Here is an 18,095-nt window from a genome sequence, read left to right as displayed (position 1 = left end):
ACCATTTTATCAGCCGCAAATGAACCTTGAAACAAATGAAATAATTTGGGCTGAAGCATTAATTCGATGGAATCATCCTGAGAGAGGAATGATTGCCCCAGCTGATTTCATCTCCAAAGCAGAAGAAACCAGTTTGATTATCCCGATAGGTGAGTGGGCATTACGTACGGCCTGTATGCAAAATAAGAAGTGGCAGGACGATGGCTTTCCGCCAATAACGGTAGCGGTCAACATATCAGCAAAATATTTTTTTCAATCGAGGCTGCCTGAAGTGGTTCGAAAAGTATTAAATGAAACGGGACTTGAACCCAATATTTAGAGATTGAGATTACTGAAAGTATGACTTTGGATGTTGAATCCGCTATTTCAACACTGATTGAGCTTAAAAAAATTGGTGTTATGATTAGTATCGATGATTTTGGAACGGGATATAGTTCGCTTAATTAGCTTAAACGATTCCCAGTTGATAAGCCTGAAAATTGATCAATCCTTTATGTCTGAAGGTACTCATGACTTAAATGATCAAACCATCATCAAGACTATTATTCTAATGGCACAGTTATTAAAAATTCAAGTCATCGCTGAGGGCGTTGAAACAAACGATCAAGTAACCTTTCTGCTTCGACATGGGTGTGTCGAAGTTTTTTTACCATTGTCCATATCCACTTCGGATCAATTTCATATAATTATTAGAGTACTAATATTAAATGGAGTTGAGGGATCTGAATGAGTATGAATGTTCTAGTGATTGCCGCTCATCCCGATGATGAAATTCTTGGAAGCGGCGGAACGATAAAGAAATTAATTAATCATGGCTATAAGGTAATCACAGTGATTGCCGCCAAGGGACGTAAGGAAGAGGAGCAGCACATTCAGCCATTAATGCAGCAAGCTAACAAACACTTAGGGGTAGACGAGGTCCTATTTTTGGAATTCCCCAATCTATTGTTGGAAACAATTCCTCTTCACAAAATCGCCAAAGCGATTGAAGCTCTATTGGATAAGCATAAACCTTCTATAATTTTCACTCATCATTATGGAGATACAAACAAAGACCATCAAATTTTGTTTCAAGCAGTCATCACAGCAGCCCGGCCGTTGCCTGGAAAACAACCGATTGAGATCCTTTGTTTTGAAACGGTTTCTTCCAGTGAATGGAGCCAGCATACGAATGATAAGGAATTCAAACCCAATTATTTTGTGGATATTACAGATACCATCGATGACAAGCTACAATCTCTTCACCATTATGATATAGAAATGAGACCATTCCCTCATCCACGTTCATATGACGGAGTGAAATATTTAGCGCGGGTCAGGGGAATGACGGTTGGGGTCGAATTCGCAGAAGCTTTTGAAATCATAAGGAGGGTGTGGAAGTGACAGGAAAACATCAAAAGGACCAGCATTTTGTGCCGACTCTTTTTCCTTACCTAATCTCAGCTATGGATCAATATTATGAGATTAATGAAATATTTGAAGAAGAACAAGTGGTAGAAAGGCAGCGAATCCATTCAGCAGAAATTCAAAACAAAAAAATGAAAATATTAATCACAACGTTTTGGGAGTATCCAAGTATCGGTGGACTGCAAAACTATATCACAACACTTAAAAACGGCTTGGAAAAATTAGGTCATAGTGTCCATGTAATAGCACCAAATCATTTTCCATCTAAAGAAATGGAGGTATTACGAACTAGATATTCTGAGGAATTTACACATTTTTTTATCAATCGGTATGGCAGCTGTAATGGAAAAATTCTACACAACATTAGCAAACTATATAGTTACTATACGATGTTAAAGGATATTGACCTGGAGCAATATGATATTATCCACGCACAAGATCGATATACAGCTAATGTAATAGGGATACTAAACCGATCCCTTCAAAAACCTCTTCTTTTTACACCTCATGGATTTATGACCCACAACAGATTAAAGTTTAACTTGATGGAAAAAGGGTCGGTTGAGGAAATCTATTTTTCGGCCATTGACAGACAAGCCATTAAAAATGCTAATCAATTAATCATCGTTTGTGATGTCTTTCGCCCAATTCTAATAAATTTAGGTGCGGAGGAATCTAAAATGACCACTGTTTATACTGGAATTGATTTTGGTGGATGGAATATTCAGAAGAAAAGGAAAAAAAGCCAATCTAACATGGTGATAACTTGTGTTGCACGCCTTCGACCACGTAAAGGTCATATGTACCTATTTGAAGCCCTTGCGCTTATTAAAGACAAGCTGAGAGATGTAGAAGTCCGGATAGTAGGCGATGGTGAGATGAGAAAGCAGCTCGAGAAGCAGGTTAATGAGTTGGAATTGAAAAACGTTTCCTTTTTAGGCAGCAGAGAAGACATACCTAAATTGCTAAGTGAATCAGACATATTTATTCTGCCAACCACAAGCGATACGCTGCCAATCTCAATTATTGAGGCAATGTTTACCAAACAAGCAATTATTACTACCAATTGTGGCGGAATCCCGGAAATTATTAAAAATAATTATTCAGGATTTATTGTTGAACCAGCTAACCCAAAGAAGCTTGCAAAAAAGTTATCGCTCTTATTACGAAAAAAATCAATTAGAAAAGAATTAGCACGCAATGCACAGGCATTTGCACTAAAACATTTAACCACTAGTAACATGGTCAAAAAGATTGAAAAAATCTATCAATCATTATTTTGAAGGAGGAAAGAGCATGCTACATGATGTTCCAGCCGTTGTTCTTGATCTAAGTGCAACCGGTATAGGGATTGTGAGGAGTTTAGCGAAAGAAGGGGTAAAGGTATATGCGTTTGATACGAGCGGAAAATATGAAATCGGTAAAACTTGGTTTGCCACTTGCGGAATTTGTCCGAATCCAGTTAGTGAGGGACCAGCATTAATACTATTTCTTACTAGACTGTCGCAAAAGTTTGGACAAAAGCCAGTCCTGTATGCGGGTTCTGATGACTTTGTTCAGTTTATTTCAAAAAACAGATTTGTCCTTTCACACTACTATCGGTTTCTATTACCTAATCTCACACTGGTCGAAGCTGTATTAGATAAAAGATTAACGTATGAATTGGCCATGAAATCAAATGTGCCATGCCCCAAAACTTACGCTATAAATAATGAAGAACAATTTGAGCAAATTATCAATCAAATTACCTTCCCTTGTATATTAAAACCAGTTTATTCTTCTCATTTCCGCTCAAATATCGATCATCGTCTTTATAAGAAAGCCATTGTAGTAGAACGTCCTTCCCAATTGAGAGAAGAATACCTTTTTTATCGCCCATACGGTGAACTAATGATCCAGGAAGTCATTCCTGGTGCGGAGGATTGTATTTATTCCGTCAAGACTTTTTTTGACGAACAAATGAATTTAATTGGCTTGTGGATGAACCAAAAATTACATCAATTTCCCCCTCATTTTGGATCCACTGCTCTTGCCCTAAGTGTTAGGGATGAAGAAGTCATTCAACTTGCTACTACCTTTCTAAAAGATATTCAATTCAAAGGCTTGGCTATTGCCGAATTTAAACGGGATCCAAGAGATGGGAAACTGAAATTTATCGAAATCAATTCAAGAATAGGTTTAACTCAAGCATTATCGATTGCTTGTGGGGTTAATTTGGCTTACTTGTATTATTTATCCCTTACCGGGCAAAATCCATCACCAGTGACAGAGCAGAAAGAAGGGGTCAAATGGGTTTACTTCGTCCGTGATTTTCTTTCCTTTCGCCAAAAACAAAAAAATGGGGAAATGAGGTTCGTTGAGTGGATAAAGAGCTTATATGGAAAAAAGGTTGAGGCTCTCTTTGCTTGGAATGACCCTCTTCCATTTGTTCGGAGTTTTGTTTCCCATTTGCGAAATTTATGGGGGAGACAGTAAAAATGATAAAAGAGGGAGGGAACTTTCTATTTGAATAGTATAGAAGAAATTCTTAGCCGTTGGAAACAATTTGATTGGGAAAAAAAGCTTGAAAATGTCCTTGGAAAAAAAGTGAAATTAGTGGAAGAAAGAATAGAATGCCTCAAAAATTCACGTGAAAAGACAAGTATTTGGAAGTTGGTTCTAACTGATGGCACGGAGTTCATTCCCATTGTGCTAAAAATATACAAACTGCCACTGAAAGAAAATCATAGGTTGGAAATTAATATGTATCAAAAAGCTTATTACATTTATCACGAGATTATGCCGCGTTTGTATTGGCTTGAACCGAATGTAAATGGGAATGAAACATGGATGTTTACTGAATGTTTGAAGCCGTTACGAGGACAAATAAAATTAGCTCCAAATCATTTGGAACGAATTATCCCCACGGTGGCAAAGTTTCATGCCAAAACCTTTGATAATCAATTTGTGAGGCATGCAGATCTTTTCGACGCCTCTCTTCCCCATTTTGATTCTGAGGAGAAGGTAAAGGAAAGGACTAAAGGGGTCAAAAAAGCAATGGAAAACCTAGATTTGGCAATGAAAGATCCTAACTTAAAAGAATTGGTGGAACCAAGGTATAAAATTATCAAAAGAATATTAAAAAAAGGTCCGGTTTTTTTCCCCGAAATTACTAAATCTGGCCAGTGTCTGATCCATGGCGACCTCCATGTCCACAATATTTGCTGTGAAAATGCGAATGATGATGAGGAGAACTGGAAAGTCTCTTTGATTGATTGGGAGTCAGCGAAGCATTATCCTTGCTGGTATGATTTGGTCGTTCTAGTCGAATTATTAATAGATTTTCGCTGGGATTGGCAACAAAGCGAAGAGGAGATTCGAAGTCAATGTGTGCAAGTTTATTGCCAAGAAATGCTAAAATATGGGATAACCTTCAGTGAGGATCCACTGAATCTTCTTAAAAAGGCGTATTTACAAAGAACCCTAGAAAAAAAGCTTTCTAGCCATTTGCAAAAGGTGTTGGATGGAGGAAAAAGCACTCTTCTCAAGAGATACCTTGAAAAAATTGAGGTTTGGGGAAAAGAACTTGGGTTATATTAGTGCATCGCACGAATTCATAATACTATAAAGGAGTTTTATGCATGTAAAATATTATACGGTCTTCTCATATATATAGATGATAGTTGTGAGTCCGGATGAAGGTACTCGTTACAGGCGGAGCTGGATTTATTGGTTCACATGTTGTCGATTTATTAATTCAATCAGGTTATGAACCGCTAGTAGTGGATAATTTACGTTCAGGTAAACGAGAAAATGTGCCTTCTCACGTTTGTTTCATTGACCTGGACATTTCTTCACCACAAATAGAAGATGTTTTTGCTCGAGAAAAACCGGATGTAGTGATCCATTTAGCGGCACAAGTGGATGTTGCCTACTCGATACAAAATCCAGTTGAGGATGCTAATCAAAATATTCTTGGAACGATTCGTTTGCTTGAATGCTGCAAAAAGTACGATGTGAAAAAATTCATACTTTCCTCATCTTGTGCAGTATACGGAGAAAAAGACGATTGTAGTATAATGGAAACACTTTCCATTCAACCTCAATCCTATTATGGTATTAGAAATGTATATTCAAATATTTAACATACTTCATAACGTACCTTTTACCATTCTAAGATATGCCAATGTTTATGGTCCCCGCCAAACTTCAAAAGGAGAAGTGGGAGTGATTTCTATTTTTTAAGAAAATCCTTAATGGGGAATCTCCCATTTTTTTGGAGATGGAGAGCAGACAAGGGATTTTGTGTAATCCGGCTTATGATTTGAAAGCTGGATTAAATGAAACTTTAAAGTATTATAAAGGTTTTTAAAATTATAGGCGCATTTGAAGAAATATCGAAAAAAAGGAGATCAGAAATGAATGATTTTGAAAAAATAGCAGCCATGAAAAAAGGCGTTGTAACCGTTCAAGACCTGAGTGGTTACACAATGCTTGGAAAGGGGGCAGATGGATCCGTCTTTCAATTGCCCCCTCAGAAGTGCGTCAAAATTTTTGTTAATGAAGACACACAAAAAAAGGAATTAAATGCACTGCAAAAAGGACAATCGTCTCCAATTATTCCTAAATTATATGAATATGGTTCTAACTATATAGTGATGGAGTTTGTGAAAGGTTATAATCTTAAGCATTATTTAAAAAAAGAGAAAAAACTCTCAGAGGCAATTGTGGGGAAAATATTATCGATGCTGGATGAAATGAAAACTGTGGGTTTTACGAGACTAGATATTGAGGTTCGCCACATTTTTTTCAATGAACTAGGGGAAATAAAAATAATTGACCTTAAGAGGGCATTTAATACGGTCAGATCTGTCCCTACTAAATTGTTGACTGATTTAAAAAAGATTGGATTTTTGGAAGAGTTTTTGGAACATGTGAAAAAGCTTCGCCCATCCTTATATAAGGAATGGAAAAACTTAGTGATTGATAAAAAATAAGCATGCCTCAAGCCTTCAAAATCAAGGGCATTTACAACAACCTGATCCACTTCGGAAACCTTCATGTTTTTTTCTTTATCTCTTCACTCGATTCTGTTGTTACCATGGTGACTGTAAATTGCTGATCGAACTGCTCTTCTTCCAAAAGTTCTACGGGTGGTTGCGTCTTGATTACTTCACCTGACTTTTTAAGCACCTCAAATACCATAAACACCCTTGCCGCTTTTAAAACAGTCCTCACGCAACCCTATCGAAATTTCGAAGCTGTTGAAGCCTTGATCTTTGGACTGCTGAAGTACTGTCCATTCAAATTCATCGTACTCTCCCGTTGTCATTTCCTCATTTTTCAAGAGCGACAGAAGCTGCAACCTGTGCAATTGAGGAAGACACGGGGGACTCCCCTTTTTCAATCAATTCAAATTTAGGACAAAAAAGGAAGCACAACTAGCAGCGAACAAACTTGAAGAATCAATTTTAAACGGTGGAGTAATTCGGGAGTCAAACATCACTTTCGAAACTTTTGCAAATGAATGGCTAGAATACTATGGAACTCAAGTAAAAGTGAGTAGTGTTAGAGCCCGTAGGATAGCTATGAAGCACCTTGTATCATCATGGGGACACCTTCCGCTACGTAAGATTACAAAGCATATGTATCAATCCCGTATCAACAATCTAAGTAAGGGATTTAGCCAAAACTATATTGACAGTATCCATACGACGGGAAATATGATCTTCAAGCATGCTATCAGGCAAGACTTGATAAAGACAAATCCAACCTATGGTTTTGTCATGCCCAAAAAGCATGTGACTGTTGAGGATATCGAGGAAGACGAGGTTAAGGGAAAGTTTCTTGAGTTAAATGAACTGAAAACCTTTCTACGTATCACAAAAGAACAAGGATTATATCTAGACTATCTATGTTTTGCTACTTTGGCATATACCGGTATGCGCTTAGGCGAAATGTTAGCATTAAAATGGACAGAACTGGACCTTACTAAGAAAACTATAAGAATCACCAAAACATACTATAATCCAAATAACAAAAGTACAGGTTATCAACTCCTAACCCCAAAAACAAAAAAGTCAATCCGCACAATCATGATTGACGATGGACTTGTCGCCTTATTTAAAGCACACAAGAGTGAGCAGATGGAATTGAAAATGAAACAACGGTTAGTATATGAGAATCAAGATTTCATTTTTGCTGAAAACATCGGACATCCAAGGGTTATGAAGCAAGTGGTATTGCGTTTACAGCGTTTAATGAAGCATTTGGATGTAGACAAGCATATTACCCCCCACAGCTTTAGACATACTCATACATCCCTTCTCATTGAAGCTGGGGCAGGCGTAAAAGAGATTCAAGAAAGATTAGGGCATTCAGATATAAACACGACGATGAACATTTACGCTCATATGACAAAAAATATTGAAGAAAAGACCTTTCGTAAGTTCAGTGAACTTACGAAAGGTCTCCTCTAATTGTTGAAGTAAAATTGTCTCAAAAACTGAAAGTTAGCAAAAAGTTAGCATTTCACTAATCTCCACCTTACAAACCCCTATATACCAAGGGTTCTAGGCGATGATTACATCATGCCGCCCATTCCGCCCATGCCGCCCATGTCAGGCATGCCCATGCCGCCAGCGCCAGCAGGTTCTGGTTTGTCAGCAACAACAGCTTCCGTTGTTAAGAACATAGCTGCTACAGAACCAGCGTTTTGTAGAGCTGAACGAGTTACTTTAGTAGGATCGACGATACCGGATTCGATCATGTTCACCCATTGTCCAGTAGCTGCGTTGAAGCCAGTGCCTACTGCTTCGCCTTTAAGGCGCTCTACGATTACAGAGCCTTCAAGTCCAGCATTGTGAGCGATTTGACGAACAGGCTCTTCGATGGCACGAAGAACGATTTTCACGCCTGTTGCTACGTCGCCTTCAGCTTGAATTTCAGCGATTTTATTGTATACGTTAAGAAGTGCTGTACCACCACCGGCTACGATACCTTCTTCAACAGCGGCACGAGTGGAGTTCAATGCATCTTCAATACGAAGTTTACGTTCTTTTAATTCTGTTTCAGTAGCTGCACCGACTTTAATTACCGCTACGCCACCAGCTAATTTAGCAAGGCGTTCTTGTAATTTTTCACGGTCGAATTCAGAAGTTGTTTCTTCTAATTGAACACGGATTTGGTTTACACGAGCTTGAATTTGAGCTGTATCTCCAGCTCCTTCAACGATCGTTGTATTTTCTTTTGTAACAACCACTTTAGACGCACGGCCTAATGAATCGATTGTTGCAGATTTAAGGTCAAGACCGATTTCTTCAGTGATTACTTCGCCGCCTGTAAGAGCTGCGATGTCTTCAAGCATTGCTTTACGACGGTCACCGAATCCAGGAGCTTTAACCGCAACAGCGTTGAATGTTCCACGAAGTTTGTTCACAACAAGAGTTGCAAGCGCTTCGCCTTCTACATCTTCAGCAATCAATAATAGCGGTTTACCTTGTTGTACAACTTGCTCAAGTACAGGAAGGATTTCTTGGATATTCGTGATTTTTTTATCTGTGATCAAGATATATGGATTTTCTAGTACAGCTTCCATTTTATCTGAATCAGTAACCATGTATGGAGATGCATATCCGCGATCGAACTGCATACCTTCTACTACGTCCAATTCAGTTGTGAAACCTTTAGACTCTTCGATTGTGATGACGCCGTCGTTACCAACGCGCTCCATTGCTTCCGCAATCAGTTGGCCGACTTCTTCATCAGCTGAAGAGATGGCAGCAACTTGTGCGATAGATTCTTTGTTTTCAACAGGTTGGGAAATGGCTTTCAATTCTGCGATTGCAGTATTGACCGCTTTCTCGATTCCTTTACGGATACCCATTGGGTTAGCACCAGCTGTTACGTTTTTAAGACCTTCGCGGATCATCGCTTGTGCAAGAACCGTTGCAGTCGTTGTACCGTCACCAGCTACGTCGTTTGTTTTGCTTGCTACTTCAGCAACCAATTTCGCACCCATGTTTTCGAATGCATCTTCCAATTCGATTTCTTTAGCGATCGTCACACCGTCATTAGTGATAAGCGGTGAACCGAATTTTTTCTCAAGAACCACGTTACGACCTTTTGGTCCAAGCGTTACTTTAACTGCATCTGCAAGTGCGTCCACACCACGAAGCATGGAGCGGCGAGCTTCTTCACTAAATTTAATTTCTTTAGCCATTTATAAGTACCTCCCTAAAATTTTAAGAAAATTTTCGTTCAGTTAAGTATGATGTATAATTAGCCGATAACAGCTAGAATGTCGCTTTCACGTAAAATTAAGTATTCAGTGTTTTCGTATTTAACTTCAGTACCTGCATATTTTGAGAAGATAATTAGATCGCCTTGGGCAACCTCTAAAGCAACACGTTCGCCATTTTCAAGGACACGGCCAGTACCAACTGCTACTACCTTACCTTCTTGTGGCTTTTCTTTAGCAGTATCAGGAAGAACAATACCGCTTGCAGTTTTTTCTTCAGTTTGAACTAGTTCAATAATAACGCGATCACCTAATGGTTTTAACAAGTGAAACAACCTCCTCATATTCTCTTGATAATTTGTTACATGATTATTAGCACTCTTCATCATCGAGTGCTAACACATTTATAATATTAAATAAACCGAGCCTTTTTTGCAAGTATCTTATTGAAAATTTTTTATTAATTTCTGATAAATTACGGGTAAACTACTTTAGCATAATGATTTCCTTAACAAAGTTATTTAAATGTTTCGTTAGGGGTACCTTTAAGTGGTGTTCTGCCTCAATTTTTGATACCATTTTGGAGTATGCGTTTATAGCTTGTCCCCATATCAGGAACGTTCCGAGCGGATGGGTGACTATAAAAGGAGTTTTCATTTTTGAAAAAGGAATATTGGTTCGTCATCATCACTTATATTGCCATGCAATTATCCAGTATTGTTGGGGTACCCATTTTCATGCTGATCGGGTCTTATACCGGAATGCCGGCTGATGAACTCCAAGTGAAATCTGCAGCATACTGGATAGTTTTCAGTTTTCTCACTGCTTTATTCTTGATTCTTTTTTTAATGAGAAAAGATATGAGGGAAAAGTTGGACACGCGAAATCAAACTTCCGTTTCCATGTCCATATTATGGGCAATTGCAGGAGTGTTCATGGCTCTTTTTGCGCAAAGCATTGCCGGCAGCATTGAACAAATGCTTGGGGTGGAGTCTGAATCTGAAAATACGCAGCAACTCATTTCACTCATTTACAAAGTCCCCATGGTCATTTTCGTCACTTCAGTAATTGGACCTATATTGGAAGAATTAATTTTCCGAAAAATCATTTTCGGATCACTTCATAAACGCTTTAACTTCTTTATTTCAGCTTTAATCAGCTCAGTTATTTTCGGCTTGGCGCATGGTGAATTTGAACATCTTCTTTTATATACGGCAATGGGCTTCACTTTTGCTTTCCTTTATGCAAAAACAGGCCGCATTCTCGTATCAATGAGCGCTCATATTGCGATGAATACGCTTGTTATCATCCTTCAAGTGGTATATCGGGAGGATATAGAGAAGATGATGGATACTGCACAGGCCTTCATCGGAGGTTTATTATGAAACGTCAATCACCCTTATTCATGGGCATCATCTATGCAGGCTTAGGAGCTCTTTTTACCGCTATCGCGATTCAAACCGTCAATTCTTCTGGATGGGGACTCTTCGCCTACATACTTGTCCTCATTGCGACTCTTGACTTTGGATCGGGCTTACGCATGATCATGCTGCACTTTAAGATTAAAGCCGCACAAAAAAATAAGAAAAAATAAAAAAACGCTGCAAAGATGCAGCGTTTTTTTCATTCCTCCAAGGCGGCTTCTTCCACTACCGGATAATGTTTCAGGAAGTAGATGAGCGACTGAAGCTCCACGGCCAGGTCAATATGGTGAACCCTTATGGATGGAGGCACGGTCAGCCTTGCAGGTGTAAAATTCAATATTCCTTTTATATCAGCTTTGACTAGACGATCGGTTATCGTCTGGGCTACCTGTGCAGGCACGGTCAATATAGCTGCAGTGATATTATTTTCCTGCAATAACGTATCGATTTGATCCATATGATAGATGGGCACATCAGCTATCCGCTTGCCGACTTTTTCTTCAGAAACTTCGAAAGCCATTTCAATTTTTGTATTATTATTTTTCATGAAATTGTAATTTAAAAAAGCGGTTCCTAAATTTCCTACCCCTATTAAAGCGACTTTGGTCAATTCATCTTGATCTAGTGTTTTTCTAAAGAAGGATAATAAATAATTGACATTGTAGCCGTAGCCTTTTTTCCCAAGCGCGCCAAAGTAGGAAAAATCACGGCGTATGGTGGCAGAATCCACTTTTACAGCTTCGCTTAGCTCTGCCGAGGAAACTCTTTGTTTGCCTGAGGAATGTAAGTTCTTTAAAAATCGATAATACAATGGTAACCTTTTGGCTGTTGCCTGCGGTATCTTTGGGTCATGGTTCATTGTTCTTCCCCGCCTTCACACATGCTTTTCAACTTAATTCTCTATCTGTTTGTTTTACTTGTCTTTTATAATCGTTACTGGAAACTCCGCCTGTTTTCTCCACTAGGAATGTAGGCCCGATCACCATTCCCTTGTCAATGGCCTTACACATGTCATAAACAGTCAAGGCAGTCACGGATGCAGCTGTTAACGCTTCCATTTCCACACCTGTACTCCCTTTTGTCTTAGCTTCCGTTTCAATCCTAAGTCTGTATCCTTGTTCCTCTTTTTCCCACTCAAAGGCTATATTGACCCCTTGCAGAGCAATGGGATGGCACATCGGAATGATATTGGATGTATTTTTGCTGGCCATTATTCCTGCAACCTGTGCAACAGCCAGTACATCACCTTTTTTCATTTTCTGGTTCGTGACCAATTCATATATTTCATCATTCAATAAAATGCTCGATTGAGCTACTGCCGTCCGGGTTGTTTCAGGCTTAGCACTCACATCGACCATTTTGGCCCTGCCCTGTTCATTAAAATGCGTTAAGTCTCCCATTTAAGTAACCCCTCCTAAATCATACACTATTATTCCACTTTATGTAACAGCTTTTGTTTTACCATGGAACCAAGCTGTTGCCGATAATAACTAAAATACGTTACACTATCTATAATCAATTGAGGTGAAATCTATGATTTTATTACAAATCAATCAACTATCGAAATATTATGGAGCTGAACTTATTTTATCAAATATGAAGCTCGAAGTTCAAAATAAAGATCGAATTGCACTTGTCGGCCGTAATGGCGCCGGAAAATCGACTCTGCTAAAAATCATAGCCGGGAAGATTTCCCATGATGGCGGTGAAATTATCAAACCAAAAGGCGTCACAATCGGCTATATGGCCCAGGATACGGGATTGGAATCCGAACTGACCATTTGGGATGAGATGCTGACGGTATTCACGGACCTTATAGAGCAGGAAAAGGAACTGCGTCGCCTTGAAGCTGATATGACCAGACCTGACATCTTTGAAAACGAAACGGTTTACCAAAAAGTGCTGAATGAATACGACACTTTGATGGTGGCATTCAAAGAGAAGGGCGGTTATCAATATGAAGCGGATATCCGTTCCGTATTGCATGGGCTTCAGTTTGCTGACTTTGACTATTCTACCCCAATTTCCACATTAAGCGGCGGGCAAAAAACAAGGCTTGCATTAGGAAAGCTGCTTTTAAGGAAACCGGATATATTGATTCTGGATGAGCCGACGAACCATTTGGATATTGAAACCCTATCTTGGCTTGAACAATATTTACAAGGGTACCAGGGAGCTGTGCTCATTGTTTCCCATGACCGCTATTTTTTAGATAAAGTAGTAAACCTGGTATATGAGATTTCCCGGAATAACATGAAAAAATACTATGGTAATTATAGTTCTTACCTAGAGGGAAAAGCGGAAGATTATGAGCGGGACATGAAACTGTTCGAGAAGCAGCAAGGGGAAATCGAAAAGCTTCGCGACTTTGTCCAACGTAATATCACAAGGGCTTCGACCACGAAAAGAGCACAAAGCAGACGCAAGCAGCTCGAAAAGATGGATGTTTTGGACAAGCCGCAAGGGGATGAAAAATCCGCGAATTTTTCTTTCCAGATTGAAAGGCAAAGCGGAAATGAAGTACTCCACCTCCAGGACTTGGCTATCGGATACGAAGGGGAAACGGTATCAAGGAATATAAATTCCCGGATGACAAAGGGAGAGAGCATAGCTCTTGTTGGCCCAAATGGAGTTGGAAAATCAACTTTATTGAAAACGATCATTTCTAAGCTGCCTGCACTTTCTGGGGAATTCCGTTTTGGAACGAACGTAGAAGTCAGCTACTACGATCAAGAACAGGCTAACCTTGTTTCCAATAAACGCGTACTCAATGAATTATGGGACGACTATCCCCTTAAACCGGAAAAGGACATCCGCACCGTACTCGGTAATTTCCTATTTAGCGGGGACGATGTTTTGAAAACCGTTTCCACACTAAGCGGGGGCGAAAAGGCTCGGCTTGCTCTTGCCAAAATGATGATGCAAAAAGGTAATTTTTTAATTCTTGATGAACCAACGAACCATTTGGACCTCGATAGTAAATTGGTGCTTGAAAACGCTTTGATCGATTATCCGGGAACTATTCTTTTCGTCTCACATGACCGTTATTTCATAAATCGGATAGCAACGAAAGTGATAGAGCTCTCCAAAGACGGCAACGAAGAATTCCTCGGTGATTATGATTACTATTTAGAGAAGAAACAGGAGCAAGCGGAAATCAAAGCACTTGAACAGCAGGATCAGGCTAAAACTTTAGATGCAGCTGTAGAAAAAACAAATTACAAAATTGATAAAGAAGCAAAAAAAGCAGAACGCCAGCGAAAACGGCGCATTGAGGAAATCGAGGCAGCCATGGAGCGTCTTGAAACCGAAATAAGCGAATATAATGACCTCCTTTGCGATCCAAATGTTTTTCAGGACCACGAAAAAGTGATGGAAGTCCAAACAAAGCTTGATAATGCACAGGAAAAATTGGACCAGCTGCTCGAAGAATGGGCTGAACTGGAAGAATGACAAAAGACCGGGTCAATCGACTCGGTCTTTTTCACTTCAAATTAAAAAGTTATCCACAAACTTGTTAACAATTCACTTACCGTTTATTAGCCAATAATTTGGGTTATACACATTATCCACAGAAACATATCCACTTATCCACAAAAACACCACTTTATACACATGCAGTAGGATGATCAAAAAAACTTTATCCACAGAATATTCTATTATTTTATTAACACGATAAAAAGACAGGATGCCGAAGTGTGGGATCCTGTCTTCTCGTCAATTAAAATGCTTCTATATCCAATCCAGGATTTCCGTTCAAATCCAAACCAGATCGTTTTCCTTTTTCAAACATGACACTGCCAGCAGCACCGATCATGGCGGCATTGTCTGTACAAAGATAGAGGGGCGGAATGGATATATCCATAGGTAAATCCTTAAAAGCTTCCGTTAATGCTTCCCTAAGGCCTTTATTTGCCGCAACTCCTCCAGCAAGCAATACCTGCTTCACACTATATTCCTTTGCAGCTTTTACAGCTTTCATTACAAGCACTTCTATCACACTTGCTTGGAAACTTGCCGCTAAATCTTTAGGTTCGATTTTTTCCCCGCGCTGTTCTGCATTATGCAAAGTGTTGATCACCGCCGATTTCAACCCGCTGAAGGAAAAATCATAGCTGCCATCCAACCATGCCCTAGGCAGTTTTAAAGTTGGTGAGCCTTCTTGCGCAAGCCTATCGATATGAGGACCGCCAGGATAAGGGAGCCCCAATGTTCGAGCCACTTTATCATACGCCTCTCCTGCTGCATCATCCCGCGTCTCCCCTATCACCTTGAAAGAACCTGGCTCTTCTAAAAGCACCAATTCTGTATGACCTCCCGAAACGACTAAAGAAAGCGCAGGATATTCGATCTCCTGAATAAGCCGATTTGCATAGATATGACCAGCGATATGATGCGTACCGACAATTGGTATTCCATGTGCGAAAGCTACAGCCTTCGCCGCATTCACGCCTATTAATAGTGCCCCAACAAGGCCGGGGCCTTCTGTAACGGCAATGGCATCCAAGTCTTCATATGTCACACCGGCTTGCAGCAGTGCTTCTTCAAGAACAATCGTAATTTGTTCTACATGATGACGGGAAGCTATTTCAGGGACGACACCGCCAAAACGTTTATGGCTTTCAATTTGTGAAGCCACGACATTACTCAGTATCTCCGTACCATTTTTTATGACAGCTGCCGCAGTTTCATCGCAGCTCGTTTCAATACCTAATATAAATTGATCTTGTTTCATGAAAAATTCACCCACATAACATAAGCATCTTCTTGATTGTCTGTATAATAATTTTTTCGGATTCCGCCCTTTTGGAAACCTATTTTTTCATAGAGCGAAATGGCTACTGCATTACTGACACGGACCTCTAGCGTCATCCTCACCACACCCATCGAAATGGAGATTTCAATCATCTTCCTGAGCAAAGCTTCTCCTAGCTTTTGCCCTCGGTATTCTGGCAATATCGCTATATTGGTAATGTGCGATTCATCAATGACGATCCAGGCACCGCAATAACCGGCGATTTTACCTTCATCCTCTATCACCATGTATACAGCATATTGATTATGATTCAATTCATTAAAAAAAGCTTCCCGGCTCCAAGGCAAAGTAAAGGACTGCTTTTCCACGTTTAGCACTTGGTCGATATCTTCCGTATTCATCTTTCGGAACGTCAATGTTTTACTCATAATAATCGGTCGCTTTCCTTGTTTATTTCCCCTGCTGTTCAAGCCACTTTGCTTCTGCTTCAGCCATGCGGATATAATTCGGTACAAACTGGTGAACATCCACTTCAGTCTTATCAAGACCAATGAAGGCCAGTTCGCTTGGCCTTGAATTATATGACTGTACCGGAGCAAATACCGCCAATTCCCCTAATGCATCCGTAATTGCATCCCGATGGATGTCCACATCTTGACCAACAAATAAAACAGGACGATTTAATTCCTTCAATTGACTCGCCCACTCAGAGGATAGAATATTACAATCTTCTATGACTGTCTTTAAAGAGTCCTTTTCCATTTCATATAATCCAGTATAAATCTGCCCTCTTCTTGCATCGAACAAGGGAGAGATCACCCCGTTAAAATATCGTCCATTAGCTGCTAAAACCTCTAAGCTGGAAACACCTGATAAGGGAATCTGAAGCGTCCAGGCCAAGCTTTTCGCTATCGTCACTCCAATCCTGACCCCTGTATATGAGCCTGGACCTTGAGCGACCACAATCTTAGTCAATTCCTTCGGTTTAGTATCACAATCCCTCAGCAGTGTCTCAATTGCAGGCATTACCCGCACCGAATGATTTTTCTTTAGGTTCGTCGTATACTCACCAATTACTTGATTCTCGTTTACCAGTGCAATCCCTAATGTAAAATTCGATGTATCTATAGCTAAAACCTTCATCAAATAATCTCCTTACATAACTTTACATATCGTTCGCCTTTGGCTTCCAAAACAATACGCCGGCTGGTATCTCCCAGACGATAGATATAAATGGTCAAGATTTCCTCTGGAAGGTGATCCTTTATTAAATGGGCCCATTCAACGACAGTCACACCATCACCATCAAAATATTCATCAAAGCCTAGATCTTCTTCCGATTCACTTACCCGATATACATCCATATGATACAAAGGCAAGCGACCCATGTATTCCTTTATTATCGTAAAGGTAGGGCTATTCACCATTCTGGTAACACCTAGTCCTTTAGCCAGCCCTTTTGTGAATGCCGTCTTCCCTGCACCCAAGTCACCTTCTAATGCCAGAACATCTCCACTGGAAAGCTTTTGTGCCAATCTATGCGCAAATTGCGCAGTTTCTTCCTCACTCTGAGAAATCCATTCAACATGTTGCATATATCAATCACCTTTATCATTATTAGGAAACGTCCTATAGTTCATGTCTATAACCATAAACGCAATATTATGGAACAAAAACCATTCTATATTTAGTTTACCTTGTTTCAAAAGAAGAAACAAATAAGTTAGGGACATAATTATTCGAATTTCAGATAAAACAAAAAAACGAAACCTAAGTTTCGTTTTTTTCATGATTGCGGGGACAGGATTTGAACCTGCGACCTTCGGGTTATGAGCCCGACGAGCTACCGGACTGCTCCACCCCGCGACGGTATGAATGTTACTTTTATAAATATAGTATTCCCATTTATTTAAAAAGAATACAATGATTATAGCTTGGCGGCGTCCTACTCTCACAGGGGGAAACCCCCAACTACCATTGGCGCTGAAGAGCTTAACTGCCGTGTTCGGAATGGGAACGGGTGTGACCTCTTCGCTATCGCCACCAAACATTTAATCTTTTAGGACATTTATTATCATACCATGTATGAAATCAAAATGCAAGAAGAAATTTTCATTCCTTCAAAACTAGATAATAAGAAGGTATTTCATTTTTTAAAAAGCGTTGGTTAAGTCCTCGATCTATTAGTATCAGTCAGCTCCACATGTCGCCACGCTTCCACCTCTGACCTATCAACCTGATCATCTTTCAGGGATCTTACTAGCTTGCGCCATGGGAAATCTCATCTTGA

General features: G+C 39.7%; 19 protein-coding genes, 1 tRNA gene, 2 rRNA genes and 2 pseudogenes. 12 read left to right on the top strand and 12 right to left on the bottom strand.

The window, feature by feature from the left end; translation table 11 throughout:
* Positions 1-19: 19 nt before the first annotated feature.
* The 8 genes and pseudogenes from LQ188_RS24180 to LQ188_RS24150 all read left to right on the top strand — a co-directional run bounded on the left by LQ188_RS24180 (position 20) and on the right by LQ188_RS24150 (position 6,383).
* Positions 20-447, top strand: a pseudogene (locus LQ188_RS24180) (EAL domain-containing protein).
* Complete coding sequence (locus LQ188_RS27055) at positions 413-730, top strand: EAL domain-containing protein (protein ID WP_101225612.1); 318 nt, start codon at positions 413-415, stop codon at positions 728-730. Before LQ188_RS24180 ends, LQ188_RS27055 begins: the two are co-directional and overlap by 35 nt.
* On the top strand, positions 727-1,383 hold the full coding sequence (locus tag LQ188_RS24175; protein ID WP_101225611.1) for a PIG-L deacetylase family protein: 657 nt from the start codon (positions 727-729) through the stop codon (positions 1,381-1,383). The genes LQ188_RS27055 and LQ188_RS24175 overlap by 4 nt, the downstream gene beginning before the upstream one ends.
* A complete protein-coding gene (locus LQ188_RS24170; RefSeq protein WP_230178637.1) occupies positions 1,380-2,690 on the top strand; it encodes a glycosyltransferase family 4 protein in 1,311 nt (436 codons plus the stop codon). The genes LQ188_RS24175 and LQ188_RS24170 overlap by 4 nt, the downstream gene beginning before the upstream one ends.
* A 13-nt stretch (positions 2,691-2,703) precedes the next feature.
* Positions 2,704-3,882: an ATP-grasp domain-containing protein gene (locus tag LQ188_RS24165; protein WP_230178635.1), complete on the top strand. Its 1,179-nt coding sequence runs from the start codon at positions 2,704-2,706 to the stop codon at positions 3,880-3,882.
* 30 nt (positions 3,883-3,912) lie between these two features.
* Complete coding sequence (locus LQ188_RS24160) at positions 3,913-4,986, top strand: phosphotransferase (protein WP_101225609.1); 1,074 nt, start codon at positions 3,913-3,915, stop codon at positions 4,984-4,986.
* 95 nt (positions 4,987-5,081) lie between these two features.
* Positions 5,082-5,531: an NAD-dependent epimerase/dehydratase family protein gene (locus LQ188_RS24155; protein WP_101225608.1), complete on the top strand. Its 450-nt coding sequence runs from the start codon at positions 5,082-5,084 to the stop codon at positions 5,529-5,531.
* Between the two features lie 273 nt (positions 5,532-5,804).
* Positions 5,805-6,383 (top strand): RIO1 family regulatory kinase/ATPase, encoded by a 579-nt coding sequence (locus tag LQ188_RS24150; protein WP_230178634.1) that lies wholly within the window; start codon positions 5,805-5,807, stop codon positions 6,381-6,383.
* Between the two features lie 32 nt (positions 6,384-6,415).
* On the opposite strand, the pseudogene LQ188_RS24145 reads toward LQ188_RS24150, so the two are convergent.
* Positions 6,416-6,706, bottom strand: a pseudogene (locus LQ188_RS24145) (chemotaxis protein CheA); the annotation flags it as partial.
* 148 nt (positions 6,707-6,854) lie between these two features.
* Here LQ188_RS24145 and LQ188_RS24140 point away from each other — a divergent pair.
* Complete coding sequence (locus LQ188_RS24140; protein ID WP_363320618.1) at positions 6,855-7,865, top strand: site-specific integrase; 1,011 nt, start codon at positions 6,855-6,857, stop codon at positions 7,863-7,865.
* A gap of 104 nt (positions 7,866-7,969) precedes the next feature.
* Here the strand turns inward: LQ188_RS24140 and groL are convergent, their stop codons facing one another.
* Positions 7,970-9,607, bottom strand: coding sequence for a chaperonin GroEL (gene groL, locus LQ188_RS24135; RefSeq protein ID WP_101225605.1), 1,638 nt, complete (start codon positions 9,605-9,607; stop codon positions 7,970-7,972).
* A gap of 59 nt (positions 9,608-9,666) precedes the next feature.
* Entirely contained in the window at positions 9,667-9,951 is a 285-nt protein-coding gene (groES, locus tag LQ188_RS24130) for a co-chaperone GroES (RefSeq protein ID WP_101225604.1), read from the bottom strand.
* A 333-nt stretch (positions 9,952-10,284) separates the two neighbouring features.
* Between groES and LQ188_RS24125 the strand changes: the two genes are divergently transcribed.
* Together LQ188_RS24125 and LQ188_RS24120 are read left to right on the top strand one after the other, a co-directional pair.
* Positions 10,285-11,010 carry a type II CAAX endopeptidase family protein gene (locus LQ188_RS24125; protein ID WP_101225603.1) on the top strand — a complete coding sequence of 242 codons (726 nt, stop codon included), beginning with the start codon at positions 10,285-10,287 and terminating at the stop codon, positions 11,008-11,010.
* Complete coding sequence (locus tag LQ188_RS24120) at positions 11,007-11,219, top strand: YdiK family protein (protein WP_034306342.1); 213 nt, start codon at positions 11,007-11,009, stop codon at positions 11,217-11,219. Before LQ188_RS24125 ends, LQ188_RS24120 begins: the two co-directional genes overlap by 4 nt.
* A gap of 29 nt (positions 11,220-11,248) precedes the next feature.
* Here the strand turns inward: LQ188_RS24120 and LQ188_RS24115 are convergent, their stop codons facing one another.
* Both LQ188_RS24115 and moaC read right to left on the bottom strand, forming a co-directional pair.
* Entirely contained in the window at positions 11,249-11,908 is a 660-nt protein-coding gene (locus LQ188_RS24115) for a redox-sensing transcriptional repressor Rex (RefSeq protein ID WP_034306345.1), read from the bottom strand.
* Between the two features lie 28 nt (positions 11,909-11,936).
* Entirely contained in the window at positions 11,937-12,449 is a 513-nt protein-coding gene (moaC, locus tag LQ188_RS24110) for a cyclic pyranopterin monophosphate synthase MoaC (protein WP_101225602.1), read from the bottom strand.
* Between the two features lie 133 nt (positions 12,450-12,582).
* Between moaC and LQ188_RS24105 the strand changes: the two genes are divergently transcribed.
* Positions 12,583-14,502 (top strand): ATP-binding cassette domain-containing protein, encoded by a 1,920-nt coding sequence (locus tag LQ188_RS24105; RefSeq protein WP_230178630.1) that lies wholly within the window; start codon positions 12,583-12,585, stop codon positions 14,500-14,502.
* A 268-nt stretch (positions 14,503-14,770) separates the two neighbouring features.
* Here LQ188_RS24105 and tsaD read toward each other — a convergent pair whose 3' ends face one another.
* From tsaD to LQ188_RS24070, 7 genes are all read right to left on the bottom strand, one after another.
* Positions 14,771-15,784 (bottom strand): tRNA (adenosine(37)-N6)-threonylcarbamoyltransferase complex transferase subunit TsaD, encoded by a 1,014-nt coding sequence (gene tsaD / locus LQ188_RS24100; RefSeq protein ID WP_101225600.1) that lies wholly within the window; start codon positions 15,782-15,784, stop codon positions 14,771-14,773.
* Positions 15,781-16,233 carry a ribosomal protein S18-alanine N-acetyltransferase gene (rimI, locus tag LQ188_RS24095; RefSeq protein WP_230178627.1) on the bottom strand — a complete coding sequence of 151 codons (453 nt, stop codon included), beginning with the start codon at positions 16,231-16,233 and terminating at the stop codon, positions 15,781-15,783. Before rimI ends, tsaD begins: the two co-directional genes overlap by 4 nt.
* A 22-nt stretch (positions 16,234-16,255) precedes the next feature.
* Positions 16,256-16,948, bottom strand: a complete 693-nt coding sequence (gene tsaB, locus LQ188_RS24090; RefSeq protein WP_230178626.1) for a tRNA (adenosine(37)-N6)-threonylcarbamoyltransferase complex dimerization subunit type 1 TsaB — start codon at positions 16,946-16,948, stop codon at positions 16,256-16,258.
* Positions 16,948-17,400 (bottom strand): tRNA (adenosine(37)-N6)-threonylcarbamoyltransferase complex ATPase subunit type 1 TsaE, encoded by a 453-nt coding sequence (gene tsaE, locus LQ188_RS24085; protein ID WP_101225597.1) that lies wholly within the window; start codon positions 17,398-17,400, stop codon positions 16,948-16,950. The genes tsaB and tsaE overlap by 1 nt, the downstream gene beginning before the upstream one ends.
* 197 nt (positions 17,401-17,597) lie before the next feature.
* Positions 17,598-17,671, bottom strand: a tRNA-Met gene (locus LQ188_RS24080).
* A 66-nt stretch (positions 17,672-17,737) separates the two neighbouring features.
* Positions 17,738-17,853 (bottom strand): 5S ribosomal RNA (gene rrf, locus LQ188_RS24075).
* A gap of 115 nt (positions 17,854-17,968) precedes the next feature.
* Positions 17,969-18,095, bottom strand: a 23S ribosomal RNA gene (locus LQ188_RS24070); the annotation flags it as partial.

Source organism: Peribacillus sp. Bi134 (assembly GCF_918698065.1).
Taxonomy (GTDB): domain Bacteria; phylum Bacillota; class Bacilli; order Bacillales; family DSM-1321; genus Peribacillus.
This window is presented reverse-complemented; position numbering and strand designations above follow the sequence as displayed.